Raw genomic sequence first — 26,095 nt, forward strand, 5'->3', positions numbered from 1 at the left:
TCAGAGCTCGGCTTTGAGTTGATTCAGCAGGTCGGCATGGGCCGTCTGGTCGACTTCGCGCTTCAGGATCTGCTCGGCGCCCTGGACGGCGAGTGCGGCGACTTCCGCGCGCAGTCCTTCGCGCGCCTTGATGACCTGCTGCTCGGCGTCGGCCTTTGCCTGGGCGACGATACGCGACGCTTCCGCGTGCGCCTGGGCCTTGATTTCCTCGGCGATTGCCTGCGCGCGCTTTTCGGCTTCGGCGATCCGGTGCTGGCCTTCAACACGGGCCTGCGCGAGATCCTGCTCGACGCGCTTGTGCGCCGCCGCCAGTTCCTCTTGCCCCTTTTCGGCTGCCGACAGACCGTCGGCAATCTTCTTCGAGCGCTCGTCGAGTGCGTTGACCATCGGCGGCCACACGAACTTCATCGTGAACCACGCGAGGATCAGGAACACGATCAATTGCGCAAACAGGGTTGCGTTGAGATTCACGGTGTTTCCTTCCAAACGTTGCTATAGAGATGCCCGGCAATCGGTGGCCGGATCCAGCGGATCGCAACCCCGGGGCCGAGCATCCCGTCACTGGCCCCGCGCCGGGCCCGACTCAGTTGGCAAACTCCTCGCCGGAGTCGCTTGCACTATTCGCTGCCAATCTCAGTATGGGCGAGGCGCGGTCATCCAGGGAAACTTATCCCGCGATCTTCGACAACAGCGGGTTGGCGAACGCGAACAGCATGGCGATACCCACACCGATCAGGAATGCCGCGTCGATCAGGCCAACCAGCAGGAACATCTTCGTTTGCAGCGGGTTCATCAGTTCGGGCTGGCGCGCGCAAGCCTCGATGTACTTGCCGCCCATCATGCCGATACCGATACATGCGCCACAAGCGCCGAGACCGATGATGATGCCGATGCCGATGGCGGTCGGCCCCTGGATGAGAGCGGTCAGAGCGTGGATGTTGGCGAGCAAATCTTGCATGATTATTCCTCTGAAAAAGACTTGATTACTTGATTTAAAAAAACCGGAAAAACAATTTGAAACCGGTAAAGCGAGACCCTAAGCACAAATCTGGTGTTCCGGATGGCGCGAGCTCAGTGCTTGTCGTGCGCCTGACCCAGATAGACCAGCGTCAACATCATGAAGATGAACGCCTGCAGCAGCACGATCAGGATGTGGAAGATCGCCCAGACGCTGCCCGCGATCACATGTCCGATAAAGCCGAGCACACCGAAATCGAGGCCGAAACTCCACATGCCGCCGAGGAGTGCGATCAGCAGGAACAGCAGTTCGCCGGCGTACATGTTGCCGAACAGCCGCATGCCGAGCGAAACCGTCTTGGCCACGTATTCGATGATGTTCAGCGCGAGATTGGGAATCCAGAGCAGCGGATGGGCGCCGAACGGCGCCGTGATCAGCTCGTGCAGCCAGCCGCCCAGGCCCTTGATCTTGATGCTGTAGTAGAGCATCAGAATGAAGATGCCGAGCGCCATCCCGAAGGTCGCGTTGACGTCGGCGGTCGGCACGATCCGCTGGTGCGGAATCGCCGAAGAGAGGCCGAGCAGACCAATGACACGGCCGGCCAGGTCGACCGGCAAGAGGTCGAGCGAATTCATCAGGGCAACCCAGATGAAAACGGTCAGTGCCAGCGGTGCGATGAAGGTGCGGCTGCCGTGGATCATGCTCTTGGCCTGATCCTCGACCATCTCGACCAGCCACTCGATCGCGCATTGAAAACGCGACGGCACGCCCGACGTTGCCTTGCGCGCGGCCAGCCACAGAATGAGAATGGTCAGGAGACCGGTCAGTATCGACCAGAACAGCGTGTCGTAATTGATGATGGAGAAGTCGACGACGCTCGATTGCGGCTTGCTCGAGAAGAACGTCAGGTGGTGCGTGATGTATTCCGCGGGTTCGAGCAGGTGCGATTCGCTTGCTGCCATTTTTTCAGACACCTTAGCAATATTAAAATACGTTTGGTCTGCCGCCCTCGGTCCATCGGCACGCCGGCCGCCAGGGCGCGCGCACGATTACCGAACTCGACAGACACTGATCAAAACGCCAGCGCGACCCAATACGCCTTGAGTCCCACCAGGTAGGCCGCCAACATCGGCAACCAGCGCACCTCATGATACGTCTCGCCGATAGCGACGAAGAGCGCCAGCGTGATGCCGGCCTTGAGCGCCTCGCCCGCCACCAGTGCCATCCTGGAACGGCCTCCTGAGCGCTTCAGGTACAGCGCGAACAGGCCGCCCGGAACCCAGCACGCGGCGCCGCCCAGCAAGGCCGACAATGCGGCATGCGTGGACCGGTCAAAAAACAGCCAGACGATGAGCGCCACCAACAACGACACAGCTATTTGTGCTGCCACGACCCGCAGCGGCGTTACACGCGACGGACGATCCACTTTCGGGCCGAACAACTTCCTGGCTTCATCCCGCGTAAGTGGCGTAATTGTATTTTCTTGCTCGATGTCCCAATCATCCCGAGGGGATGATGTCCGAACGTTGGAGCGCTGCTGCGCCCCCCGCGGAGCTGGCGCCTCGGACGGCGACAGGTCAGGCGATTTGCGCATCATGCAGATCCTTGGTCCGGCCTACGCCTTACACAAGGCCTTCAGGCGCATCAAACTGTCAATCCGGCCAGATTGTAAGCGATAGTGGCAGGTGATTCAAGATTTTAGGTCGCTCTGTAACGCCTGTGAAACAGCACATCATGATGCGAAAAAGCGGCTTTTTCGAGGGGAGAAAACGACGACTGTAAGGTTGTCGCATACGCCTGAAAATGCGGCGTAGATCAATCGATGTCGAGGCAAATGTTAAGGCAGGCGTCGAACCGGATATCGGCGCAGAGATCGGCACACATCGCGGCACACATCGGCCCGATGAAAAGGCGTCGTGCCAATGCGCCCGGACACCGGATCAAAGATGCAGCAGCAGCCAGCCGCCCGCTACGCCGCCGAGCAGCCAGAACGGTACGGAGTAAAGGTGAAACGGCAGCCACATGCCGCGCTCTTTGGCGAGCCGCACGGCAATCAGATTGGCGAGCGAGCCGATCGCGAATCCGAAGCCCCCCACGCTCACCCCGAAAGCCAGTGCGCGCCAGTCGTGGGTGAAGCCCGCGAGCACGATGGCGGCCGGAACATTACTGATGACCTGCGACAGCACGGCTCCTGCGACATATCCGCGCAGCGGCGTCTCCAATGCGAGGCCACCGAGCAAGCCGTGAATCCACGGCAATGCGGCAGCGCTGCGCAAGACGATGAACATCAGCACGAAGATGCAAAGCAGCAGCCAGTCGATCTTCAACAGGACGCGCGGGCGCCAGACCAGAAAGCCCGCGGCGACGCCCGCGAGTGCGATGCCGGCGTGGTGCGCATCGGCAAGCAGCACGAACGCGATGAAGAGCAATCCGGCAACGCTGGCGAGCGGGCGATCGACCGGATGCGGTTCGGTGTCGGTCGAAAGATCGAGCGGCCGGGATTTGAAGGAGAACGCGGCGAGCACGAGCAGCATCGCCATCAACATGACGCACAGCGGCGCCAGCGCAGCGACGAAGCGGCCGAACGAAACGCCGCTCACCTGCCAGAGAAACAGGTTCTGCGGATTGCCGAGCGGGGTCAGCACCGAGCCAGCGTTCACCGCGAGCGCGACCATGATCACGAGTTGTTTGAGCGGCAACGGGGTGAGCCGGTGCAGCGAGAGCATGAGCGGCACGACCACGAACAGCGCCACGTCGTTCGTCACGATGGTGGCAAGCGCCGCGGCCAGGGCGATCAGGAACAGGGCCAGCGCGCGCTCGGAATGAATGCGCCGCACGAGGCGATGGGCCATCCACGTCAGCAGTCCTGAATATTCGATCGCTTTCGTCAGAATCAGCAGGCCCGCGAGCGTCATGACCGTCTGCCAGTCGACCAGCGCGGGCAGCGAGGTCCAGGCGCGCGGCGCGAACACCTGGAGCAGCACGAAGGCGGCAACCAGGATCGTGAGCACCGGCTCCGAAGCGGCGAGCGTGCCGATACGGCGCAGGAAGCCGTGCGTGGCGTGTCGGGTTTCGGACAAGGGCTGGCCGTCGTGCACGTCTGCGGCAGACGGCTCAGGCTGCCGTTTCGCCGCGCAGACGCAGCAGAATGCCGTCGAGCGCGTCGAGGTCGCCGAAATCGACCGTCAACTGCCCGCGCCCTCGCCTGCCCAGCTTGATTTTCACCGTGGCGGACAGCAGGTCGGAGAGCTCCTCTTCGAGGCGCCGCGTATCGCGGCCGCCGTCGTGAGGCGCCTTCGCCTTCACCACGGGCGCGGCCTTCGTCGTGGCCGTAACGAGCTTCTCGGTCTCGCGCACCGACATCCGCTTGTTGACGACCTGGTTGGCGAGCGTGATCTGCGTCGCAGCGTCCACGGCCAGCAGCGCGCGCGCGTGGCCCATGTCGAGGTCGCCGGCGAGCAGCATGGTCTGCACCGGCGCGGCCAGATTCAGGAGCCGCAGCAGGTTGGACACGGCACTGCGCGAGCGGCCGACGGATTCCGCCGCCTGCTCGTGCGTGAAGCGAAACTCGTCGAGCAGGCGCTGAATGCCCTGCGCTTCTTCGAGCGGATTCAGGTCTTCGCGCTGGATATTCTCGATCAGCGCCATGGCGGCAGCGGCCTGATCCGGGACGTCCTTCACCAGCACCGGCACCTCGGTCAGCCCCGCGAGGTGCGCCGCGCGGAAGCGCCGCTCGCCGGCGATGATCTCGTAGCGGTCGGTATCGACCGGGCGCACGAGGATGGGCTGCATCAGGCCTTGCGCGCAAATGCTCGCGGCCAGTTCCTGCAAGGCGCCCTCGTCCATGCGCGTGCGCGGCTGGTACTTGCCCGCCTGCATCTTCGTGAGCGGCAGCGTGTGGGGCGCGCCGTCGATCTTCACCGCCTCGGTGATGTCCGCGCTGCCGCCAAGCAGCGCCTCCAGTCCGCGGCCCAATCCTTTCTTTCGTGCTACTGCATTCATCGTGCTTCCTCAGTCTGCATGGGTTGCCGCGCAGGTCAAAGCGCGCGCACCCGCTCGATCATTTCCGCGCCGAACTGCACGTAGGCTTGTGCGCCGCGCGACGCGCGATCGAACACCACGCCCGGCAAGCCATAGCTGGGCGCCTCCGCCAGGCGCACGTTGCGCGGGATCACCGCGTCGAACACCTTGTCGCCGAAGTGCTCTTTCAGTTGCTCGGACACCTGCTGCTGCAGCGTGATGCGCGGATCGAACATCACGCGCAAGAGGCCGATCACCTTCAGGTCGCGGTTCATGTTCGCGTGGACCTGCTTGATCGTGTTGACGAGATCGGACAGCCCTTCGAGCGCGAAGTACTCGCACTGCATCGGGATCACGACGCCATGCGCCGCGCACAGCCCGTTGAGGGTGAGCAGCGAGAGCGCCGGCGGGCAGTCGATCAGCACGAAGTCGTACTCCGCGCCGACGTGTTCGAGTGCGTTCCTCAAGCGGCGCTCGCGCTGCTCCATGGAGACGAGCTCGACTTCCGCGCCGGCCAGTTCGCGATTGGCCGGCAGCACGTCGTAGCCCACGGCTTCGGGACGCGTGCGCGCGTCGAGCACCGTCACGCCATCGACCAGCACTTCATAAACCGTGTTCTCGCAGGCGGCCTTGTCGACGCCGCTGCCCATCGTGGCGTTGCCTTGCGGGTCAAGATCGATGAGAAGGACACGCTGTCCCTGCGATGCGAGGCTCGCGGCGAGATTGACCGTTGTCGTCGTCTTGCCGACGCCGCCCTTCTGGTTCGCAACGCAGAAGATTTTTGCCATCTTTCGTGTGTCCCTTTTACTGCCCTGGATAGTTTGCTTACGTTATCGCGCCTGTACTGCCGTCACGCCGGATCGACCGTCACTTCAAGAAGATGCCGCTCGGCGTCCAGCATCGGCACTTCGAGGCGGATCGTCTGCGCGACTTGCGCACCGTCCGGCAAGCGCTCGACTTCGCCGTCCGGGCGCACGCCCTTCATCGCCCAGATCGCGCCGCCGTCGGCAACGAGATGCCGGGCCAGTGTAACGAAATCGGCGAGATCCGCGAATGCCCGCGAGACGATCAAATCGAATTTTTTCGGCACCTCGACGCCGGGCCGCAGCGACTCGACACGCCCGGTGATCACGGAGAGGTTCGTGAGGCCCAATTCGGCCTTCGCCTGCGACTGGAACGCCGTCTTCTTGTGCACGATGTCGTTCAGCGTCACGCTCCAGTCCGGCCGTGCGATCGCCAGCACGATGCCGGGCAGTCCGCCGCCCGAGCCCACGTCCAGCACCGCCGCGCTCTCGCGCGACGGCAGATGCGGCAGGATCGAGAGCGAATCGAGAATGTGCTGGATCAGCATCTGGCGCGGGTCGCGGATCGCGGTCAGGTTGTAGACCGCGTTCCACTTCGCCAGCAGCGTCACGTAGTCGAGCAGTTGCTCGTGCTGCCGCTCGTTCAACTCGACGCCGAGCGCCTGCGCGCCCTCCTCCAGCATCCGCGCCAAGGCGTCGCGATCTGCGACGCCGGGCTGCCGCGCGCGGCCCGTCATTGCGCCACCGGCGTGTTGTCCGAGCCGGAATCGGCCGGATTTTGACGCCGACGGCCGAGGCCGCGCTTGAGGTGCACCATCAGCAGCGAGATCGCGGCGGGCGTCACGCCCTGGATGCGCGACGCCTGGCCGATGGTTTCGGGTCGATGCTGCGTCAGCTTCTGGCGCACCTCGAACGACAGGCCCCGCACGTCGGCGTAGTCGATGCCCTCCGGCAGACGCGTGTTCTCTTGCGCGCCATTGCGCTCGATCTCGTCGGCCTGACGGTCGATATAGCCCTGATATTTGATGCCGATCTCGATCTGCTCCTTGATCTGGGCGAGCAGGACCTCGTCGTCGGCCAGCGGTGCTTCGGGGCCGCATGCGCCGTCGCGCAAGCTGCATACGCCGTCGTAACTGACACCGGGACGGCGCAACAGATCGGCGAGGTTGTACTCACGGTCGATTGACTTACCGAGCAGCGCCGTCGCCTCTTCGGCGGACAGGATCTTGGGATTCACCCACGTCGACTTCAGGCGCTCTGTTTCACGTGAAACAGCGTCGCGCTTGCGACTGAATGCCTCCCAGCGCGCGTCGTCGACCACGCCCAGTTCGCGGCCAATCTCCGTCAGGCGCATGTCCGCATTGTCTTCGCGAAGGCTCAGCCGGTATTCGGCACGGCTCGTGAACATGCGATACGGCTCCGAAACGCCCCGCGTCACCAGATCGTCGACCAGCACGCCCAGATAGGCTTCATCGCGACGCGGGCACCATGCGTCTTTGCCCTGCACCTGCAGGCCCGCGTTGATCCCGGCGAGCAGGCCTTGTGCCGCGGCCTCTTCGTAGCCGGTCGTCCCGTTGATCTGGCCCGCAAAGAACAGGCCGTTGATTACCTTCGTTTCCAGCGACGCTTTCAGCCCGCGAGGATCGAAATAGTCATATTCGATCGCATAGCCCGGACGCAGGATGTGCGCGTGCTCGAGGCCGCGCATCGAATGCACGAGCTCCAGCTGGACGTCGAACGGCAGACTCGTCGAAATTCCGTTCGGGTAGAACTCGTTGGTCGTCAGCCCTTCCGGCTCGAGGAAAATCTGGTGCGATTCCTTCGAAGCGAAGCGGTGAATCTTGTCTTCGATCGACGGGCAGTAGCGCGGCCCCACCCCTTCGATCACGCCCGTGTACATGGGCGATCGATCGAGGCCGCCGCGGATGATGTCGTGCGTGCGCTCGTTCGTATGCGTGACCCAGCACGGAATCTGGCGCGGGTGCTGTTCGGCGCGACCGAGGAACGAGAACACCGGCACCGGATCGAGGTCGCCAGGCTGCTCTTCCAGCACGGAAAAGTCGATCGTGCGGCCGTCGATACGCGGCGGCGTGCCCGTTTTCAAGCGCCCCTGCGGGAGCTTCAATTCCTTCAGGCGCGCCGAGAGCGTCACCGCCGCCGGGTCGCCGGCGCGGCCACCCGTGTAATTATTGAGACCCACGTGAATCTTGCCGTCGAGGAACGTCCCCGCCGTCAGCACGACAGCCCGGCTACGGAAGCGAATGCCGACCTGCGTCACCGCCCCGACCACGCGATCGCCCTCCACCATCAAATCCTCGACGGCCTGCTGGAATAGCCAGAGATTCGGCTGATTTTCCAGACGCCGACGGATCGCGGCCTTGTACAGGATGCGATCGGCCTGGGCACGCGTTGCCCGCACCGCCGGGCCCTTGGAGGAATTCAGGATACGGAACTGGATACCGCCTTCATCGGTGGCAGCCGCCATCGCGCCGCCTAAGGCATCGACTTCCTTTACCAGATGACCTTTGCCAATGCCGCCAATCGACGGATTGCAGCTCATCTGACCGAGCGTCTCGATGTTGTGCGTGAGCAGAAGCGTCTTGACGCCCATGCGGGCGGCGGCAAGCGCTGCCTCGGTGCCGGCGTGACCGCCGCCGACGACGATTACGTCAAACTCTGTGGGATAAAGCATGGCCGGACCTCACGCACGGCAAACCCGCGTGAGCCTTCTCAGAAAAAATGGGATGGGCGAATTATAACGGTTTCGCGTTTTGCGCCGCTCACGCCCGAATTTTTGTCGACGCCCGGACGAAAAAAACGGTGTGTTTCACGTGAAACACACCGCTTCGTGAACAGCACAGAGTACTCAGGCCGTCTTCTTCGCAAGGCCGAGATACGTTTCGATAACGCGAGGATTCTGCGCCAGTTCGCCCGCCGGCCCTTCCAGCGCCAGATCGCCGGTCTCCAGCACGTAGCCATAGTCCGAAATCTGCAGCGCCGCGCGCGCGTTCTGCTCGATCAGCAGCGTGGCGACGCCGGTCTGCCGCAGGGCGCTGATGATATGGAAGATCTCCTTGACGATCAGCGGCGCGAGACCGAGGCTCGGCTCGTCGAGCATCAGCAGGTCGGGCTTGCCCATGAGCGCCCGGCCGACGGCCAGCATCTGCCGCTCGCCGCCCGAGAGCGTCCCGGCCGCCTGCGCTCGCCGTTCCTTGAGCCTTGGAAATAGCTCGAATACGCGATCGAGTTGATCGAGGAAGTTGCGCTCGCCCGCCCGCTTGCGGCGATACGCGCCCAGCACGAGATTGTCCTCGACGGTCATCGTGGCGAACAGCTCGCGCTTTTCCGGCACGAGACACATGCCACGCGCGACGCGTTCCTCGATCGGCAGCGCGCCCAACTCTTCGCCCAGATAGGCGATTCGCCCGCTCGCATGACCGGTGGCGGGCAGCGCGCCCATGATGGCGTTGAGCAAGGTGGACTTGCCGGCGCCATTCGGCCCGATCACCGAGACAATCTGCCCGGCACCCACCTTGATTGCCGCGTGGTGCAGCGCTTCGATCTTGCCGTAGCGAACCGAGAGACCGGAGACTTCCAGCACAGGAGTCATAGCGGCTTTCATCATTCCACCCCGCCCAGGTAAGCTTCGAGCACCGCCGGATCCTTCTGCACCTCCTCCGGCAGGCCTTCCGCGATTCGCGTACCGAACTCCATCACGACCAGCCGGTCCGTGAGGTTCATCACGAAATCCATATCGTGTTCCACCAGCAGCACGCTCATCCCCTCTTCTCTCAGCTTGCGCAGCAGCCCGGCCAGTTGCTGCTTTTCCTGATAACGCAGGCCGGCCGCCGGTTCGTCGAGCAGCAGCAAGGTCGGGTCGCAACAGAGCGCGCGTGCGATTTCCAGAATCCGTTGCTGGCCAAGCGCGAGACTGCCTGCCTCTTCATACATATGCTGTTCGAGGCCAACGCGCCGGAGTTGCCTCGCCGCCTCGCTCATCAGCCGCCCCTCCTCGGTGGCGTTGAGCTTCGCGACGCTGCGCAGCACGCCCGCGTGGCCACGCAGATGCGCACCGATCGCGACGTTCTCCAGCACCGTCATCGTCGGGAGCAGCTTGACGTGCTGGAACGTGCGGCCGATGCCGCGTGCGACGATTTCACGTGAAGTCAGTCGGTCGATACGTTCGCCGCGGAACGTGATCTCGCCGCTCGTAGGCTCCAGCACGCCGGTCACCAGATTGAAGGTAGTCGATTTGCCCGCCCCGTTCGGGCCGATCAGGCCGATGATCTGGCCGGCGCGCACCTCGAAACTCACGTCGTTGACGGCGACCAGGCCGCCGAACTGCTTGCGCGCCTTGTCGACCGTGAGCAACAGCTCCCCGGCGGCAGGTTTGCTGCGCTGCGGCAACGGATCGGCATGATCGGGCACATGGGCCTGCGAGCCGCGCGGGAAGAATCGCGCGACGAATGGCCAGACGCCGCGCCGCGCATACTGCAGCAGCAGCACCATCAGAATGCCGAACACGATGATCTCGAAGTTGCCGTTCTCGCCCAGCAGCTTCGGCAGGAGGGTCTGCAGCCAGTCCTGCAGCACGGTCAGGATCGCCGCGCCCAGCACCGCGCCCCACACGTGCGCCACACCGCCTACCACCGCCATGAACAGATACTCGATGCCGTGGTTCAGGCCGAACGGCGTCGGGTTCACGGCCCGCTGCAAATGGGCGTACAGGAAGCCGGAGACGGCCGCGAGCACCGCCGCATAGACGAAGATGACGACGCGCATCCACGCCGTGTTGACGCCCATCGCCTCGGCCATCAAGCCGCCGCCGCGCAGCGCGCGAATGGCGCGCCCGGCGCGGCTATTCAGCAGATTTTGAACAGAAACGACCGAGAGCAGCACGACAGCCCAGATCAGGTAATAAATGTGGCGCCCCGAATCGAGCTCGACGCCGAACACACTAAGCGCCGGAATGCCGTTGATGCCGTCGTACTTGCCGAGCGCGTCGAGATTGCCGAACAGGAAGTAAAGCGCCAGCCCCCAGGCAATCGTGCCGAGCGGCAGGAAGTGCCCGGAGAGCCGCATCGTCACGAGCCCCAGCACGAGCGCCACGAGCGCCGTCACCACCACGCCGGCAATCAACGCGAACCACGGCGAAATGCCGTACTGGGTCGTGAGATACGCCGTGGCATACGCGCCGATTCCGACAAAGGCCGCCTGCCCGAAGCTCGTCATCCCGCCAATGCCGGTCAAGAGCACGAGCCCGATCGCGACGATCGCATAGAGGCCGATGTAGTTCAGCAGCGTGATCCAGTACTCGGGCATGTGCACGGGATTGGGCAGCACCGGCAGCACGAACATGACGATCAGAAACAGCCAGAAGAAGCGGTTGCGCAAGAGGATCTGTTTCATCGCCTCACTCCTCCTCTTCTTCGGTGTGCGGCGTCGCGAAACTGCGCCACAGCAGCACGGGAATGATGAGCGTGAACACGATCACTTCCTTCCAGGAACTGGCCCAGAACGACGAATACGATTCGAGCAGCCCGACGAACACCGACCCCGCGGCGGCCAACGGATAGCTCACGAGCCCGCCGATGATCGCGCCCACGAAGCCCTTCAGGCCGATCAGGAAACCCGAGTCGTAGTAGATCGTGGTAAGCGGCGCGACGAGGATGCCGCACAGCGCGCCGAGCCCCGCGGCGAGCGTGAACGCAAGCCGCCCGGCCTGCGCCGTGCCGATGCCCACCAGCCGCGCGCCGAGCCGGTTCACGGCCGTGGCGCGCAACGCCTTGCCCGGGATCGTGCGGTCGAAATAGATGTACAACGCAACGATCAGCACGGCGGCCGAGCCGATCACCCAAAGGCTCTGCCCCGAGATCGAAAGGCTGCCGACGTTGAACGTGGCATCGGAAAACGCACTGGTGCGCGAGCCTTCGGCCCCGAACATCACAAGGCCGAGCCCGACCATGGCGAAGTGCACCGCCACCGCAACGATGAGCAGCAGCAGCGTTGCCGCCTCCGCAATCGGCTCATAGGCCAGCCGGTAAATGAACGGCCCCATCGGCACGACGATCGCGAGCGTGAGCGCGATCTGCGCGAGCATCGGCAGCGGCTCGGCAGCCACGCTGCGCGTGAGCGCATAGAGCGCGAGGGGAAACAGCAGATACTTGCCCGCGAGCGTCACGAGCGTGCGCGCCGCGTACCGCCGCCGCTCGGCGTGCCGCACGAGCCCTGCGACCTCCACGACGAAGCAGGCCGCGCCAAGCGCCACCAGAAGCCAGCAAGTGGCCGGAAACTTCTGCGACTGCAGCGCCGCGAGCGTGAGTGCGCCATAGGAGACGAACTCGCCTTGCGGAATGAAGATCACCCGCGTGACGGAAAACACCAGCACCAGCGCAAGCGCGAGCAGCGCGTAGATGGCACCCGTGGTGATGCCGTCTTGCGCGAGGATCGCGGCGATCGATAAATCCATACACCCCTCTTCCTGGAACCCAGTCAGCCTGGAACGTCGAGCAACGGACATGCGCAACGGCAGGACAGCGCGAACGCGCCGTCCGGCGGGATACGGCAAGCATGCATCATGGAGCCGTCCTCACGCGGACGGGACGGCCCCGATCACGCGAGAAGCGGCATTAGTCGCCCTGCAGCTTCCACTTGCCGTCGACGACCTCCACGATCACGCGGGCACGGTCGTCGAGACCGTTGTGATCGGTGGGCGTCGTGTTCATGATGCCGTGCGAGAGCGGCAGTTCCTTGATGTTTTCGAGCGCGCCGCGCAGCGCGACGCGGAACGCTTCGGTGCCGGGCTGACCCGACTTCAGCGCAACCGGAATCGCACGCTCGAGCATCTGGCCGGCATCCCACGCATGACCGCCGAAGGTTGCGACGGAACCGGCGCCGTAAGCCTTCTCATAAGCCGCCTTGTAGGCCAGCGCCGACTTCTTGACCGGATTCGAATCCGGCAGCTGGTCGGCCACCAGGATCGGACCAGCCGGCAGCAGTTCGCCGTCGCAGTCCTTGCCGCAAACGCGCAGGAAGTCGTTGTTCGCTACCCCGTGCGTCTGATAGATCTTGCCCTTGTAGCCGCGGTCCTTCAGCGTCGTCGCGGGCAGCGCCGAAGGGGTGCCCGACCCGGCGATCAGCACCGCGTCCGGATTCGCCGACATGAGCTTGAGCGCCTGCCCCGTCACCGACGAGTCGGTGCGGTTGAAGCGCTCGGTCTCCACGATCTTGAGGTTGTGCTTCGCCGCCGCCGCGCTGAACTCCTTGAGCCAGCTGTCGCCATAGGCGTCCGTGAAGCCGATGAAGCCCACCGTCTTCACGCCGTGCTTCTGCATGTAGCCGGCAATCGCATCCGCCATCAAGCTGTCGTTCTGCGGCGGCTTGAACGCCCATTTGCGCTTGTCGTCCATCGGCTGAATGATCGCCGTGGAAGCCGCGAGCGAGATCATCGGCGTCTTGCCCTGCTCGACCACGTCGAGCATCGCCAGCGAATTCGGCGTCACCGACGAACCGATGATCGCGTCCACGTGATCCTCGTCGATCAGCTTGTGCGTGTTCTGCACGGCCTTGCTGGTGTCCGACGCGTCGTCGAGCACGATGTACTGCACGCTCTTGCCCGCGATCTCCTTCGGCAGCAGCGCGATGGTGTTTTTCTCGGGAATGCCGAGCGACGCTGCCGGCCCCGTTGCCGAAAGCGTCACGCCGATCTTCACCTGCGCGAGCGCCCCGCCGGCGCACCCCATCAGCGCCGCTGCGAGTCCGGCGCTCACCGCCTTCAATGCCCACTTCGTTTTCATTACGCGTCTCCAAACGCCTGGTTTGCGTGTCGATTGACCCGGCACCAATCACTAACATATTCGTAAATTGGTGTTGGCCTTTGAGTGTAGTAACCGGCATCGCGCGTGTAACGCATGGTTTTCCCTGCCTGTGCGCGTCTTGCTTGCGCACGCAACAAAAAAGGCACGACGGAGAACCGTCGTGCCTTTCTGGCGATGCTGCTGCGGGTCGGATTCATGATCGCGGGTACTGCCAGTTCGCAGTGCCGCCGGGATGGAAAATCGTCGGCTAAAATAAAAAGCGCTGTTGGACTTTAGTCCAACAGCGCTTCCTTGTCCGGGCACTTTGTGCCTCAGTTGTCTCCTCGTTCTCCACCTGCAAATTCGGTGCATCAGAACTAGGTGAGACTTTAAACTTCGGGCCCCTAGCCTACAACTAGCATTTACCCTAGTGGTGCAGCGCAGCACCGAATTGGGGCGCACCGACACCATTTTGTCTTACCGAAATCCGACCCGCGAGCGCGAGCGTACACGAGAATTCGTTCATCCGCAGCGCGGCTCGCAGCCCTCATGTCTGCAACGCCGGCTATGCGGCATCAGACCCGCAAGGGCTTCACGCGCGCGACGATCTCGCCCACGATGCCGCGCCGGAAAACCAGCACGCACGCAATGAAGATCAGGCCCGTAACGATGGTTGCGGACTCCCCGAGCGAGTTGAACCAGCCCACGCCCGTCAGCGAAGCCAGCGCACCGCCGATATCGCCCAGCCGGTCCTCGAGCGAAACGATCAGCGCCGCGCCCAGCAGCGGCCCGACCAGCGTGCCCATGCCGCCCACGAGCGTCATCAGGATCACGAGGCCGGACATGGTCCAGTAGGCGTCGCCCAGCGTCTCGAAACCGAGCACGAGCACCTTGAGCGACCCCGCAAGACCTGCGAGGCCCGCGGAGAGCACGTATGCGAGCAGCTTGAAGCGGTCGGTGTCGTAGCCGAGCGAAACGGCGCGCGGTTCGTTCTCCTTGATCGCGGCGAGCACCTGCCCGAACGGCGAGTGCACGACCCGAACGATGAACAGGAACGCGAGCGCCATGACGACAAGCACGACGTAATACAGCACGAGATCCGACGAAAGCGACAGGAGGCCGAACAGCTTGCCGCGCGGCACCGCCTGCAAGCCGTCTTCGCCGTGCGTAAACGGCGCCTGCAGATAGATGAAATAGATCATCTGCGCGAGCGCGAGCGTCACCATCGCGAAGTAGATGCCCTGGCGGCGGATCGCGAAGATGCCGGTTACGAGGCCGAGCAGCGTCGCAGCCAGAGTGCCCGTGAGCACGCCGAGTTCGGGCGTGAAGTTGAGCGACTGCATCGTGTAGCCGGTGAGGTAGCCGGCCGTCGAGAGAAACATCGCGTGCCCGAACGAGAGCAGCCCCGTGTAACCGATCAGCAGATTGAACGCGGCAGCGAAGAGCCCGAAGCACAACACCTTCATCACGAAGAGCGGGTACACCCCGGCCAGCGGCGCGAGCAGCAGGCCGACCAGCAGCAGTCCATAAAGCGCTTTTCTTTGCATCACCTTTCCTTGCCGAAGAGGCCTGCCGGGCGAATCAGCAGCACGATCGCCATGATCACGAACACCACCGTGGCCGACGCCTCGGGCCAGAACACGCGCGTAAAGCCCTCGATCACGCCCAGTACGAGACCGGTCACGATCGACCCCATGATCGAGCCCATGCCGCCGATCACGACCACGGCGAACACCGTGATGATGAGAGGCTGGCCCATGAGCGGCGAAACCTGGATCACGGGCGCGGCCAGCACGCCCGCGAACGCCGCGAGCGCAACGCCGAAGCCGTAGGTCAGCGTGATCATGAGCGGCACGTTGACGCCGAACGCCTCGACGAGTTTGGGGTTCTCGGTGCCGGCGCGCAGATAGGCGCCAATGCGCGTTTTCTCGATCACGAACCAGGTTGCGAAGCACACGACCAGCGACGCGACCACCACCCACGCGCGATAGTTAGGCAGATACATGAAGCCGAGATCGGTCGCGCCCGAAAGCACCCCCGGCACGTCGTAGGGCTGCCCCGACGAACCGTAGATCGCGCGGAACACGCCCTCGATCGTAAGCGTCAAACCGAAAGTCAGCAGGAGTCCGTACAGATGATCGAGCCGGTAGATCCAGCGCAGCATCGTGCGTTCGATCACCATGCCGAACACCCCCACCACCACGGGCGCGATGACGAGCATCGCCCAGTACGGCAGATCGAAGTAGGCGAGCCCCATCCACGTGAGCATCGCACCCAGCATGAACAACGCGCCGTGCGTGAAATTGATCACGTTGAGCATGCCGAAAATCACCGCGAGGCCAAGGCTCAGAATCGCGTAGAACGAGCCGTTCACGAGCCCAAGCAGCAACTGGCTCAGCACAGCCGGCAGCGGAATGCCAAAGATCGTCATGAAAGCCGCCATCTCCTCAAGATCGCATTCGTGCGGCATGCGACGCGGTACGGCAAAGCCGCACCGCGCGCCACGAAAACAGCGCCGCGCGCCTGGTTGCGCTTAGTTCAACTTGTTTCAGCTGATTTCCGCTTACTTCCACAAGGCGCAGCGCGACTCCTGCTTCGTCGTGTACGCCTGCTCGCCCGGGATCGTCTCCAGCACCTTGTAGTAGTCCCACGGACGCTTCGACTCGGACGGCTTCTTCACCTCGACCAGATACATGTCGTGGATCAGCACGCCGTCCGCGCGGATATAACCGCCCTTCGTGTAGAAGTCGTCGATCTTCGTCTTCTTGAGCTGCTCCATCACCTTGTCCGAATCGGTCGTGCCGGCCGCCTGCACCGCCTTCAGATACGTCATCACCGACGAATAGTCGGCCGCCTGCAATTCGGACGGCATCTTCTTCGTCTGGTCGTAATAGCGCTGCGCCCACTTGCGCGACGCGTCGTTCTGATCCCAGTACCAGCCGGTCGTCAGTTCGAGGCCCTGCGTCGTCTCAAGCCCGAGGCTGTTCACGTCGGGCAGGAACATCAGCAGCGCGGCGATCTTCATCGTCTTCGTGATGCCGAATTCCTTCGCGGCCTTGATCGAGTTGACCGTGTCGCCGCCCGCGTTCGCGAGGCCGAGGATCTGCGCCTTCGACGCCTGCGCCTGCAGCAGGAACGACGAGAAATCCGAAGCCGAGAGCGGATGCCGGACTTCGCCCAGCACCTGGCCGCCGTTCGCCTTCACGACGTCGGCGGTGTTCTTTTCGAGCGACTTGCCGAACGCGTAGTCGGCGGTCAGGAAGAACCACGTCTTGCCGCCCTGCTTCACCACGGCGAGACCCGTGCCCTTCGCCAGCGCGACCGTGTCGTAGCCGTAATGCACCGTGTACGGCGTGCACTGCTCGTTCGTCAGCGCATCCGTGCCTGCGCCCGTGTTGAAGTACACGCGCTTCTTCTCCAGCGCGACCTGATTCATGGAGAGCGCGGTGGCCGAGTTCGTGCCGCCGAGCAGCATGTCGAGCCCGTCGCGGTCCATCCACTCGCGCGCCTTCGAAGCCGCGATGTCGGCCTTGTTCTGGTGGTCGGCATACATGATCTCGATCGGCTTGCCGAGCACCTTGCCGCCAAAGTCCGCCACCGCCATCTTGATGGCGACGAGGCCGCCCTGCCCGTCGTCGTCGGCATAGAGGCCCGACATATCCGTGATGAAACCGATCTTCACCGCATCGTCGGCGGCCTGCGCATTCCCCGCGCCGAGCGCCGTTGCCGCGGCCACGGCGGCAACGAAAGTGGCGAGCCGCGCGAACGTCGTTTTCTTCATTACAGTCTCCTTCTTTTCTGGTTGCGTTGTTATCGAAGCAATACGGCGAGACAACAATTCACGGCAGACACGTTGCGAGCGGCACGGCAAGTCACCTCCGGCCGCGCCGGCCGCAACGCGTGAGCGGATGAAGCTAAACGCCAAGCAGATCGTGAAGCACGGGCATCTTGGCATCGAGTTCGGCCACGCCGAAATGCTCGACGATGTGTCCGTGCTCCATGACGTAGAACCGGTCGGCAAGCGGCGCGGCGAAGCGGAAGTTCTGCTCCACCATGACGATCGTGTAGCCGCGCGACTTGAGCGTGACGATCATGCGCGCCAGCGTCTGCACGATCACGGGTGCAAGGCCTTCGGAGATCTCGTCGAGCAGCAGCAGGTTCGCGCCCGTGCGCAGGATGCGCGCGACGGCCAGCATCTGCTGCTCGCCGCCGGAGAGCCGCGTGCCCTGGCTGTGGCGGCGCTCCGCGAGATTCGGGAACATGGCATAGATCTCGTCGAGCGACATGCCCTGGGCGTTCGGGTTCACCGGCGGCGGCAGCAGCAGGTTTTCCTCGCAGGAGAGGCTCGCGAAGATGCCGCGCTCTTCGGGGCAGTAGCCGACACCGCAGTGCGCGATCCGATACGTGGGCAGCTGAATGGTCTCGCGCCCGCCAATGCGGATCGATCCCGTGCGGCGTCCCGTGAGACCCATGATGGCGCGCAGCGTCGTGGTGCGCCCCGCGCCGTTGCGCCCCAGCAGCGTGACGACTTCGCCGCGCGCGACCGTGAGATCGACGCCGTGCAGAATGTGCGACTCGCCATACCACGTCTGCAGACCCGCGATCTCCAGCGCAGGCTCGCCCGGCGCCGCAACGCCCGCGGCTACGCGTTCGACTTCCGTCACCGTGTTCATGGGTGGGCCCCCGCAAGGGCTGCGTCCGCACTGCCCATGTAGGCCTCGGCCACGAGCGGATTCTTCGACACTTCCGCGTAGCTGCCTTCGGCGAGCACCTCGCCGCGCTGCAGGACCGTGATCGTGTCGGAGATGCCTGCGATGACGTTCATGTTGTGTTCGACCATCAGGATCGTGCGCCCGCTCGAGACTTTCTTGATGAGCGCCGTCACGCGGTCCACGTCCTCGTGGCCCATTCCCTGGGTCGGCTCGTCGAGCAGCATCAGTTCCGGCTCCATCGCCAGGGTCGTCGCGATCTCGAGCGCGCGCTTGCGACCGTATGCGAGCTCGACGGTCGGCACGTCCGCGAAGTCGGTGAGGCCGACCTGCGTGAGCAGGTCCATTGCGCGATCGTCGAGTTCGGCGAGCGTGCGTGCGCTCTTCCAGAAGTGGTAAGCGGTGCCGAGCGAGCGCTGCAGGCCAATGCGCACGTTCTGCAACGCCGTGAGATGCGGAAACACCGCCGAGATCTGGAACGAACGGATGATGCCGCGCCGCGCAATCTGTGCGGGCCGCTCGTTCGTGATGTCCACGCCGTTGAACACGATGCGCCCGGCGCTGGGCTCGAGAAATTTGGTTAGCAGATTGAAGCAGGTGGTCTTGCCCGCTCCATTGGGCCCGATCAGCGCGTGGATCGTGCCGCGGCACACACGCAAGTTGACGCCGTTCACGGCGGTGAAGCCTTTGAATTGGCGCGTTAGACCGCGCGTCTCCAGAATCGTGTCGCCGAGAATCATGTCCCCTTCCACGCGAAGTAATGGCGTAACTCTGCACGTTGTTCGCGCGAGCCGCCGCACGAATGCCGATAAAGCAATGAGGCCGCGCCAGTTGTAAGGCGCTTGAAGTCCGCTACCGGCGCGTGCCGTGCGCCCCCGTTCTCGCGCATTGTCTCGCCAATGATGCAGCGCAATCATTGGGATTTGCACTTAGGGTAAAGCGTGCCGCCGGGCTACGAATGCATGGCAAGGATGACGCGAGATAAGCGCACGATAGCCACACGATCGCAACACATTTCATGAGAATTCGCGATGTGGAAAAACACGTCCACATAGTCAGGATGGGCATCGGAATACTCCGGTGCTAGTCCTGGATACTGAACTGGATAGTGCGCTGCGCAGGCGCTCAGGCGGTCGTCGTCAGCGGTGCGGAAACCTCCACATTGACGCGCGCGCCGGCGCCTTCGCGACGATCGGCGCGCATCATGGCAGCGGCACGCTCCGCAATCATCAGCGTCGGCGAATTCGTGTTGCCCGAGGTGATGAACGGCATCACCGAAGCGTCGACTACACGCAGTCCCTCTACCCCAAGCACGCGCAGGCGCGCGTCGACCACGGCATCGGCATCGTCGGCGCGGCCCATGCGGCAGGTGCCCACCGGATGGAAGATCGTCGTGCCGACGTTGCCCGCCGCTTCGTGCAGTTGCGCTTCGGTCTGGAACGCCGTGCCCGGCAGGATTTCTTCGGGCCGGTAGCGTGCCAGCGCCTGCGACGCCGCAATGCGCCGCGTGAGGCGCATTGCGTTCGCGGCCACGCGGCGATCGTGCTCGGTAGACAGGTAGTTGGGCGCGATCGAAGGCGCCACCGTGGGATCGCCGGAAACGATATGAATGCTGCCGCGCGAAGTCGGCCGCAGATTGCACACCGACGCCGTGAAGGCATTGAAGCGATGCAGCGGTTCCCCGAAGCGATCGAGCGAAAGCGGCTGCACGTGATACTGGAGGTCGGGCCGCGTGAGCGTGGAATCGTTCGGATCGGACTTCGCGAAGGCGCCGAGCTGCGAGGGCGCCATCGACATCGGCCCGCTCTGGAAGAACGCGTACTGCATGCCGATCAGAAGCTTGCCCCACCAGTGCGCCGAGGCCGTATTGAGCGTGCGCACGCCGCTCACGCGGTACGCCATGCGCAGTTGCAGATGGTCCTGCAGGTTCTCGCCCACGCCGCGCAAATCCTGCACGACGCCGATGCCGAGATTGGCGAGCCTGCGCGCGTCGCCAATGCCGGAAAGTTCGAGCAGTTGCGGCGAATTCACCGCGCCCGCGCTGAGGATCACTTCGCCGCGCGCACGCGCCACGTAGTCGACGCCGCCGCCGCGATACTCCACGCCCACGCAGCGCTTGCCTTCGAAGATCACGCGTTGCGTGTGCGCGCCGGTAATGATGGTGAGATTCGGCCGCTTCATCGCCGCGCGCAGAAACGCCTTCGATGCGTTCCACCGCACGCCGCGCTTCTGGTTCACGTCGAAGTAGCCCACGCCGCTGTTGTCGCCGCGATTGAAGTCGTCGGTGGCGGCAATGCCCTGCTCCTGCGCCGCCTGCGCGAACGTTTCGAGAATCTTCCACTTCAGGCGCTGCTTCTCGACGCGCCACTCGCCGCCGGCGCCGTGAAACTCGCTCGCGCCGCCGTGATAGTCCTCGCTGCGCCGGAACACGGGCAGCACGGCATCCCACGACCACGCCGCGTCGCCGGTCGCGCGCGCCCACCCATCGTAGTCCTCACGTTGTCCGCGCATGTAGATCATGCCGTTGATCGACGACGATCCGCCCAGCACGCGCCCGCGCGGATACGACAGCGCGCGGCCGTTCAGGCCCGCTTCGGCCGCCGTCTTGTAGAGCCAGTCGGTGCGCGGATTGCCGATGCAGTAGAGATAGCCGACGGGAATGTGAATCCAGTGGTAATCGTCCTGGCCGCCCGCTTCGAGCAGCAGCACCGAAACCTCCGGATCTTCGGTGAGGCGATTGGCGAGCACGCAGCCCGCCGTGCCGGCGCCGACGATCACATAGTCGAATTCGCCTTCGAGGCGACGCGAGGACGTACGTCCTCCTGAAGATTCCGTGGTGGTGGGCATGCGTGTCTCCCTGCTCTTGTCCGATGCAGTGCGCGAACCTACTTCGCGACGGGCATCGTGAATTCGGCGCCCTTCGCGATGCTGTCCGGCCAGCGCTGCATGATGCTCTTGTAGCGCGTGTAGAAGCGCACGCCCTCCTCGCCATAAGCGTGGTGATCGCCGAACAGCGAACGCTTCCAGCCGCCGAACGAGTGCCACGCCATCGGCACCGGAATCGGCACGTTGATGCCCACCATGCCCACCTTGATCTGCCGCGAGAAGGCGCGCGCCGCACCGCCGTCGGACGTGAAGAGCGACACGCCGTTCGCGAACTCGTGACGGTTGATGAGCGCCACTGCGCTCGCGAAATCGGGCACGCGCACCACCGAAAGCACGGGACCGAAGATCTCTTCCTTGTAGATCGTCATGTCGGTCTGCACGTCGTCGAACAGCGTGCCGCCGAGGAAAAATCCGTCCTGGCCATCGACCGCATGCGTGCGGCCGTCGACCACGAGCTTCGCGCCCGCGGCCACGCCGGCATCGATATAGCCCTTCACTTTCGTGCGATGCGCGCCCGTGACGAGCGGCCCCATCTCGGAGGCGCTGTCCATGCCGTTGCCGATCTTCAGCGCTTTCACGCGCGGCGTGAGGCGCTCGACGAGCTCGTCGGCGATATGGCCCACGGCCACCGCCACCGAAATCGCCATGCAACGCTCGCCCGCCGAGCCATACGCCGCGCCGATCAGCGCATCCACGGCCTGGTCGAGGTCGGCATCGGGCATCACCACCAGATGGTTCTTCGCGCCGCCCAGCGCCTGCACGCGCTTGCCGTGCTTCGTGCCTTCCGTGTAGATGTATTCGGCGATCGGCGTAGAGCCGACGAACGAGAGCGCCGTGACGTCGGGATGCGCGAGCAGCGCATCCACGGCCACCTTGTCGCCGTGCACGACGTTGAATACGCCGTCGGGCAGACCGGCTTCCTTGAGCAGTTCCGCGAGGCGCAGCGACGCGGACGGATCGCGTTCCGAAGGCTTCAGCACGAACGTGTTGCCGCACGCGAGCGCAACCGGAAACATCCAGCACGGCACCATCATCGGGAAGTTGAACGGCGTGACGCCGGCCACGACGCCGAGCGGCTGGCGCAGGTTCCAGTTGTCGATGCCGCCGCCGATCTGGTCGGTGAAGTCGGTTTTCAGCAGATTCGGAATGCCGCACGCGAACTCGACGATCTCGATGCCGCGCATCACCTCGCCCTTCGCGTCCGAAAACACCTTGCCGTGCTCGCGCGTGATGAGTTCGGCAAGTTCGTCGTGATGCTGGTCCAGCAGATCCTTGAACTTGAACAGAATACGCGCGCGCTTGATGGGCGCCATTTCGCTCCATGCCGGGAACGCGGCGTTCGCCGCGACGACGGCGGCATCCACCTCGGCCACGCTCGCGAGCGGCACGCGCGCGGCGACCTTGCCCGTCGCCGGATTGAAGACGTCGCCGTAGCGCTCGCTCGCGCCGCCTTGCGGCTTGCCATTGACGTAGTGCGTCAGCGTGCGCACGCCCGCTTCGTTCAGATGTGTCTCGCCCATGTGTCCCTCTGTCGTCGATGATGATGCGGCGCCGGCAAGCTACGAACACCCAGCCCCGCGGGGATGTTCAGGAAGCGTAATCGCGAGGGCGCGCCGCGATCCAATGATTAATGCTCATTTACGATATAAGACGCGTTAATATCAGGACATGGACCTGACCCTGCTCCGCGCCTTCGTCACGGTGGCGCGCGAAGGCAATCTCACGCGCGCCGCCGGACACCTGCATCTGACGCAGCCTGCCGTGAGCCTGCAGATCAAGCATCTGCAGGAAGCGCTGGGCGTGACGCTCTTCACGCGCACCTCGCACGGCCTTGCGCTCACGCGCGACGGCCAGGCGCTGCTGCCCCATGCCGAGCGCGCGCTCGCGGCCGCGGGCGACGTGCAGCGCGCCGCTGCTGCACTGCGTCACGAAGTACGCGGCCGGCTGCGCATCGGCACGATTCTCGATCCCGCGTTCCTGCGCCTCGGCGGCTTTCTGCGGCAGCTCGTCGAGACCTGGCCGCAGATCGAAACGGCGCTGCGTCACGGCATGTCCGGCTGGGTGCTCGATCAGGTGCGCGCGAGCGAGCTCGACGTGGGTTATTACATCGGCCAGCCGGGTCCGGATGCGGCCAGCTTCCATGCGATCACCCTCACGCGCTTCCAGTACCGCGTGCTCGCGCCCGCCGGCTGGAAAGACCGCGTGAAGGGCGCCGGCGACTGGCGCGCGCTCGCCGCGTTCCCGTGGATCTGGACGCCGCCCGCTTCCGCCCACAACCGGCTGCTCACGCGCCTGTTCGAAGCCGCGGACGCGAGACCCGTGAAGGTCGCCGAAGTGGACCAGGAACCGTCGATGCTCGACCTCGTGAAGTCGGGTGTCGGGCTCACGCTGGCGCGCGATTCCATCGCGATTGCGGAGGCGCACGCGCACGCCCTCACCATCGTCGAAGGCGTGACGGTGCCCACCGAACTCACTTTCATCACGCTCGCTTCGCGCCGCGACGAGCCCGCCATTGCCGCCGCGCTCAAGGCGATCGAAACGCAATGGGCGATATGAGCGCCGCTCATGAGGGCGCCGCCGCACGCAACACCCCTCCTCGTGGCACGGTGTAACAGCGCCGTCACACAAGATTTGCTAGATTCAACTTTCGCCCGCGCGAATGCCGAGCGGCGAGCCCCGAGTCTCGCTCATCGTTCCCCCGCTTTTTCTCGTTCAACAGGAGCTTTGCATGGCCCGCAACATCGAAATCAAAGCCCGTGCCCGCGAATTCGACGCGCTGCGCGAGCGCGCCGCCCAGATCGCCACCGACGCTCCGCTGATCTTTCGCCAGCAGGACTTCTTCTACGACGTCCCGCGCGGGCGCCTCAAGCTGCGCCAGTTCGACGACGGCACGCCGCCCGAGCTGATCTTCTATCAGCGCGACGACCGCGACGGCCCGAAGGCCTCGTACTACACGCGCAGCCCGGTCACCAACGCGGAGGCCATGCACTCGCTGCTGGCCACGGCGCTGACCACGCGCGGCATCGTCTCGAAGGAGCGCCATGTCTATCTGGCGGGCCGCACGCGCATCCATCTGGACCGCGTGGACGGCCTGGGCGATTTCGTCGAGCTCGAAGTCGTGCTCGGCCCGGACGACGACGAACAAGGCGGCGAAGCCGAAGCCCACGCGATGTTCAAGAAGCTCGGCGTGGAGGAAAGCGATCTCGTGGCCGTGGCCTATGTCGACCTGCTGAACGCGCCGGTCAGCGCGTAAACAAGCCCGAGTATTTGCCCTGATTCAAGGGCAAGGCGCGGAGTCAGGGCGCGCTCGCGCCCGGCTCCAGATGAGAAAGCGGCAGCGGCCCGTTGCGCTTGAACGTGGTGAGCACGATGTTCGAGCGCACGCTGTCCACACCGGGCACGCGCATCAGCTTCTTCATCACGAACGACGAGAGCGCGTTCAGATCCGGCGCCACGATCCGCAGCAGATAATCGGCGTCGCCCACCACCGCATGGCATTCGAGCACTTCGGGCAGCACGTCGATCTGCTGCTGGAACTGCTCGATGATCGAATCGCCATGATGCTTGAGCTTCAGGCTCGTGAACGCCGTGACGCCGAGGCCCAGCTTTTCGGGCCGCAGCACGACGCGGTAGCCGTCGATCACCCCCGACGCCTCGAGACGCTGCAGCCGCCTGCCGATCTGCGAAGGCGACAGCGGCACCTGCTCGCCCAGTTGCTGATGGGTGGCGCGGCCATAGCGCTGCAGCACGTCGAGCAGCGCGAGATCGAAGTGATCGAGTTCGAGCATGAAGGAATTTCGCATTGATTCATCAATTGATGCGAGATTATTGCATATTTGTTCGATATAGCACCCATAACGCGCGCATTCCGCACGTTGCCCACTCTACACTTGCATCTTTGCAATCGCATTGAGTAGGGCGTTATCAACATGGCCGCCGCCACCGCGAAACTGCAGGAGCAGTTCGACGCCGGGCTCGAGACCCGTGCCGATTTCACCATCGACCAGCCGCTGTCGCGCTACGGCGCCGTCGATCACGCGGTCTGGGATCAGCTTTACCGGCGCCAAGCCGGGCTGCTCGCGGGCCGCGCGAACGACACGTTCCTCGCGGGCGCCGCGCAAATCGGCCTGAACGTCGCGCATGTCCCCTCGTTCGAGGCCGTCAGCGAACGCCTGATGCGGGCCACGGGCTGGCGCATCGTGGCCGTGCCGGGACTCGTTCCGGACCGCATTTTCTTCGAACACCTTGCCAACCGGCGCTTCCCGGTGACGTGGTGGATACGCCGCCCGGATGAACTCGACTACCTGCAGGAGCCCGACTGTTTTCACGACCTGTTCGGCCACGTGCCGCTCCTCACCAACCCTGTGTTCGCCGATGCCATCGAGGCCTACGGCCAGACGGCGCTGGCCGCGCACGCACGCGATCCGCGCACGCTCACGCTGCTTGCGCGCCTCTACTGGTACACGGTGGAATTCGGGCTGATGCGCGACCCCGGCGCCCCCAACGGCGTAACGATCTACGGAGCGGGCATTGTGTCGAGCAAGGGCGAGTCGATCTACAGCGTCGAGAGCCCGGCGCCGAACCGCATCGCTTTCGATCTCGACCGGGTGCTGCGCACGCGCTACCGCATCGATACGTTCCAGAAGACCTACTTCGTGATCGACTCGTTCGGGCAGCTCTTCGACGCGCTGGGCGCGGGCGTCGCGTCGCGCCTCGCCGATCCGGCCTCGCTGCTGGATGCCGAGCCGTTCGGCGCGGGCGACGTGCTTGCGGGCGACACGGTCCTCACGCGCGGCACGGGCGCAGGCTGGCGCGACGAAGGCGACGTCTGAAGCGCCCCGCTCCCACGTCAATATGGCTGTCCGGATAGCTCGCGCCCTGCCACCATCCGTGAAAGAATGTCTGACTAGCCGCCGATAACGG

General features: G+C 64.3%; 24 protein-coding genes. 3 read left to right on the forward strand and 21 right to left on the reverse strand.

Annotation, left to right across the window (positions count from 1 at the left end; genetic code table 11):
• From BAC01S_RS00890 to BAC01S_RS00985, 20 genes are all read right to left on the reverse strand, one after another.
• Positions 1-471: a F0F1 ATP synthase subunit B gene (locus tag BAC01S_RS00890; RefSeq protein ID WP_027793069.1), complete on the reverse strand. Its 471-nt coding sequence runs from the start codon at positions 469-471 to the stop codon at positions 1-3.
• A gap of 196 nt (positions 472-667) precedes the next feature.
• On the reverse strand, positions 668-958 hold the full coding sequence (gene atpE / locus BAC01S_RS00895) for a F0F1 ATP synthase subunit C (protein WP_156954257.1): 291 nt from the start codon (positions 956-958) through the stop codon (positions 668-670).
• Between the two features lie 113 nt (positions 959-1,071).
• Positions 1,072-1,920 carry a F0F1 ATP synthase subunit A gene (atpB, locus tag BAC01S_RS00900; protein WP_027793071.1) on the reverse strand — a complete coding sequence of 283 codons (849 nt, stop codon included), beginning with the start codon at positions 1,918-1,920 and terminating at the stop codon, positions 1,072-1,074.
• A gap of 110 nt (positions 1,921-2,030) precedes the next feature.
• On the reverse strand, positions 2,031-2,555 hold the full coding sequence (locus BAC01S_RS00905; protein WP_027793072.1) for an ATP synthase subunit I: 525 nt from the start codon (positions 2,553-2,555) through the stop codon (positions 2,031-2,033).
• Between the two features lie 343 nt (positions 2,556-2,898).
• Positions 2,899-4,038 (reverse strand): SLC13 family permease, encoded by a 1,140-nt coding sequence (locus tag BAC01S_RS00910; RefSeq protein ID WP_043200742.1) that lies wholly within the window; start codon positions 4,036-4,038, stop codon positions 2,899-2,901.
• 34 nt (positions 4,039-4,072) lie between these two features.
• Entirely contained in the window at positions 4,073-4,960 is an 888-nt protein-coding gene (locus BAC01S_RS00915; RefSeq protein ID WP_027793074.1) for a ParB/RepB/Spo0J family partition protein, read from the reverse strand.
• Positions 4,961-4,995: 35 nt separating this feature from the next.
• The gene (locus BAC01S_RS00920; protein ID WP_027793075.1) at positions 4,996-5,766 is read right to left on the reverse strand and encodes a ParA family protein; all 771 of its coding nucleotides are present in this window, start codon (positions 5,764-5,766) and stop codon (positions 4,996-4,998) included.
• A gap of 62 nt (positions 5,767-5,828) precedes the next feature.
• Entirely contained in the window at positions 5,829-6,518 is a 690-nt protein-coding gene (rsmG, locus tag BAC01S_RS00925) for a 16S rRNA (guanine(527)-N(7))-methyltransferase RsmG (protein WP_027793076.1), read from the reverse strand.
• Complete coding sequence (gene mnmG, locus BAC01S_RS00930; RefSeq protein WP_027793077.1) at positions 6,515-8,473, reverse strand: tRNA uridine-5-carboxymethylaminomethyl(34) synthesis enzyme MnmG; 1,959 nt, start codon at positions 8,471-8,473, stop codon at positions 6,515-6,517. The genes rsmG and mnmG overlap by 4 nt, the downstream gene beginning before the upstream one ends.
• Before the next feature lie 174 nt (positions 8,474-8,647).
• On the reverse strand, positions 8,648-9,403 hold the full coding sequence (locus BAC01S_RS00935; protein WP_027793078.1) for an ABC transporter ATP-binding protein: 756 nt from the start codon (positions 9,401-9,403) through the stop codon (positions 8,648-8,650).
• Positions 9,403-11,190 carry a branched-chain amino acid ABC transporter ATP-binding protein/permease gene (locus tag BAC01S_RS29905; protein ID WP_052408662.1) on the reverse strand — a complete coding sequence of 596 codons (1,788 nt, stop codon included), beginning with the start codon at positions 11,188-11,190 and terminating at the stop codon, positions 9,403-9,405. The genes BAC01S_RS00935 and BAC01S_RS29905 overlap by 1 nt, the downstream gene beginning before the upstream one ends.
• A gap of 4 nt (positions 11,191-11,194) precedes the next feature.
• On the reverse strand, positions 11,195-12,250 hold the full coding sequence (locus BAC01S_RS00945; RefSeq protein ID WP_027793079.1) for a branched-chain amino acid ABC transporter permease: 1,056 nt from the start codon (positions 12,248-12,250) through the stop codon (positions 11,195-11,197).
• Positions 12,251-12,410: 160 nt separating this feature from the next.
• Positions 12,411-13,577: an ABC transporter substrate-binding protein gene (locus BAC01S_RS00950; RefSeq protein WP_027793080.1), complete on the reverse strand. Its 1,167-nt coding sequence runs from the start codon at positions 13,575-13,577 to the stop codon at positions 12,411-12,413.
• A gap of 575 nt (positions 13,578-14,152) precedes the next feature.
• Positions 14,153-15,124 (reverse strand): branched-chain amino acid ABC transporter permease, encoded by a 972-nt coding sequence (locus tag BAC01S_RS00955; protein WP_027793081.1) that lies wholly within the window; start codon positions 15,122-15,124, stop codon positions 14,153-14,155.
• The gene (locus tag BAC01S_RS00960; protein WP_027793082.1) at positions 15,124-16,008 is read right to left on the reverse strand and encodes a branched-chain amino acid ABC transporter permease; all 885 of its coding nucleotides are present in this window, start codon (positions 16,006-16,008) and stop codon (positions 15,124-15,126) included. Before BAC01S_RS00960 ends, BAC01S_RS00955 begins: the two co-directional genes overlap by 1 nt.
• Before the next feature lie 132 nt (positions 16,009-16,140).
• Entirely contained in the window at positions 16,141-17,358 is a 1,218-nt protein-coding gene (locus BAC01S_RS00965) for an ABC transporter substrate-binding protein (protein WP_027793083.1), read from the reverse strand.
• Positions 17,359-17,491: 133 nt separating this feature from the next.
• Positions 17,492-18,250 carry an ABC transporter ATP-binding protein gene (locus BAC01S_RS00970; RefSeq protein WP_027793084.1) on the reverse strand — a complete coding sequence of 253 codons (759 nt, stop codon included), beginning with the start codon at positions 18,248-18,250 and terminating at the stop codon, positions 17,492-17,494.
• The gene (locus tag BAC01S_RS00975) at positions 18,247-19,026 is read right to left on the reverse strand and encodes an ABC transporter ATP-binding protein (protein WP_027793085.1); all 780 of its coding nucleotides are present in this window, start codon (positions 19,024-19,026) and stop codon (positions 18,247-18,249) included. The genes BAC01S_RS00970 and BAC01S_RS00975 overlap by 4 nt, the downstream gene beginning before the upstream one ends.
• Positions 19,027-19,411: 385 nt before the next feature.
• Positions 19,412-21,133 carry a GMC family oxidoreductase gene (locus BAC01S_RS00980; RefSeq protein WP_027793086.1) on the reverse strand — a complete coding sequence of 574 codons (1,722 nt, stop codon included), beginning with the start codon at positions 21,131-21,133 and terminating at the stop codon, positions 19,412-19,414.
• A 38-nt stretch (positions 21,134-21,171) separates the two neighbouring features.
• Positions 21,172-22,692, reverse strand: a complete 1,521-nt coding sequence (locus BAC01S_RS00985) for a CoA-acylating methylmalonate-semialdehyde dehydrogenase (protein WP_027793087.1) — start codon at positions 22,690-22,692, stop codon at positions 21,172-21,174.
• A 148-nt stretch (positions 22,693-22,840) separates the two neighbouring features.
• Between BAC01S_RS00985 and BAC01S_RS00990 the strand changes: the two genes are divergently transcribed.
• Positions 22,841-23,728, forward strand: a complete 888-nt coding sequence (locus tag BAC01S_RS00990) for a LysR family transcriptional regulator (RefSeq protein ID WP_027793088.1) — start codon at positions 22,841-22,843, stop codon at positions 23,726-23,728.
• 172 nt (positions 23,729-23,900) lie between these two features.
• Positions 23,901-24,425 (forward strand): class IV adenylate cyclase, encoded by a 525-nt coding sequence (locus BAC01S_RS00995; protein ID WP_027793089.1) that lies wholly within the window; start codon positions 23,901-23,903, stop codon positions 24,423-24,425.
• Positions 24,426-24,468: 43 nt separating this feature from the next.
• Here the strand turns inward: BAC01S_RS00995 and BAC01S_RS01000 are convergent, their stop codons facing one another.
• Positions 24,469-24,960, reverse strand: a complete 492-nt coding sequence (locus tag BAC01S_RS01000; RefSeq protein WP_027793090.1) for an Lrp/AsnC family transcriptional regulator — start codon at positions 24,958-24,960, stop codon at positions 24,469-24,471.
• Between the two features lie 141 nt (positions 24,961-25,101).
• Between BAC01S_RS01000 and phhA the strand changes: the two genes are divergently transcribed.
• Positions 25,102-26,004, forward strand: coding sequence for a phenylalanine 4-monooxygenase (phhA, locus tag BAC01S_RS01005; RefSeq protein WP_043200708.1), 903 nt, complete (start codon positions 25,102-25,104; stop codon positions 26,002-26,004).
• Positions 26,005-26,095 lie beyond the last annotated feature (91 nt).

Origin of the sequence: Paraburkholderia acidipaludis NBRC 101816 (assembly GCF_000684975.1) — a bacterium.
GTDB lineage: Bacteria > Pseudomonadota > Gammaproteobacteria > Burkholderiales > Burkholderiaceae > Paraburkholderia > Paraburkholderia acidipaludis.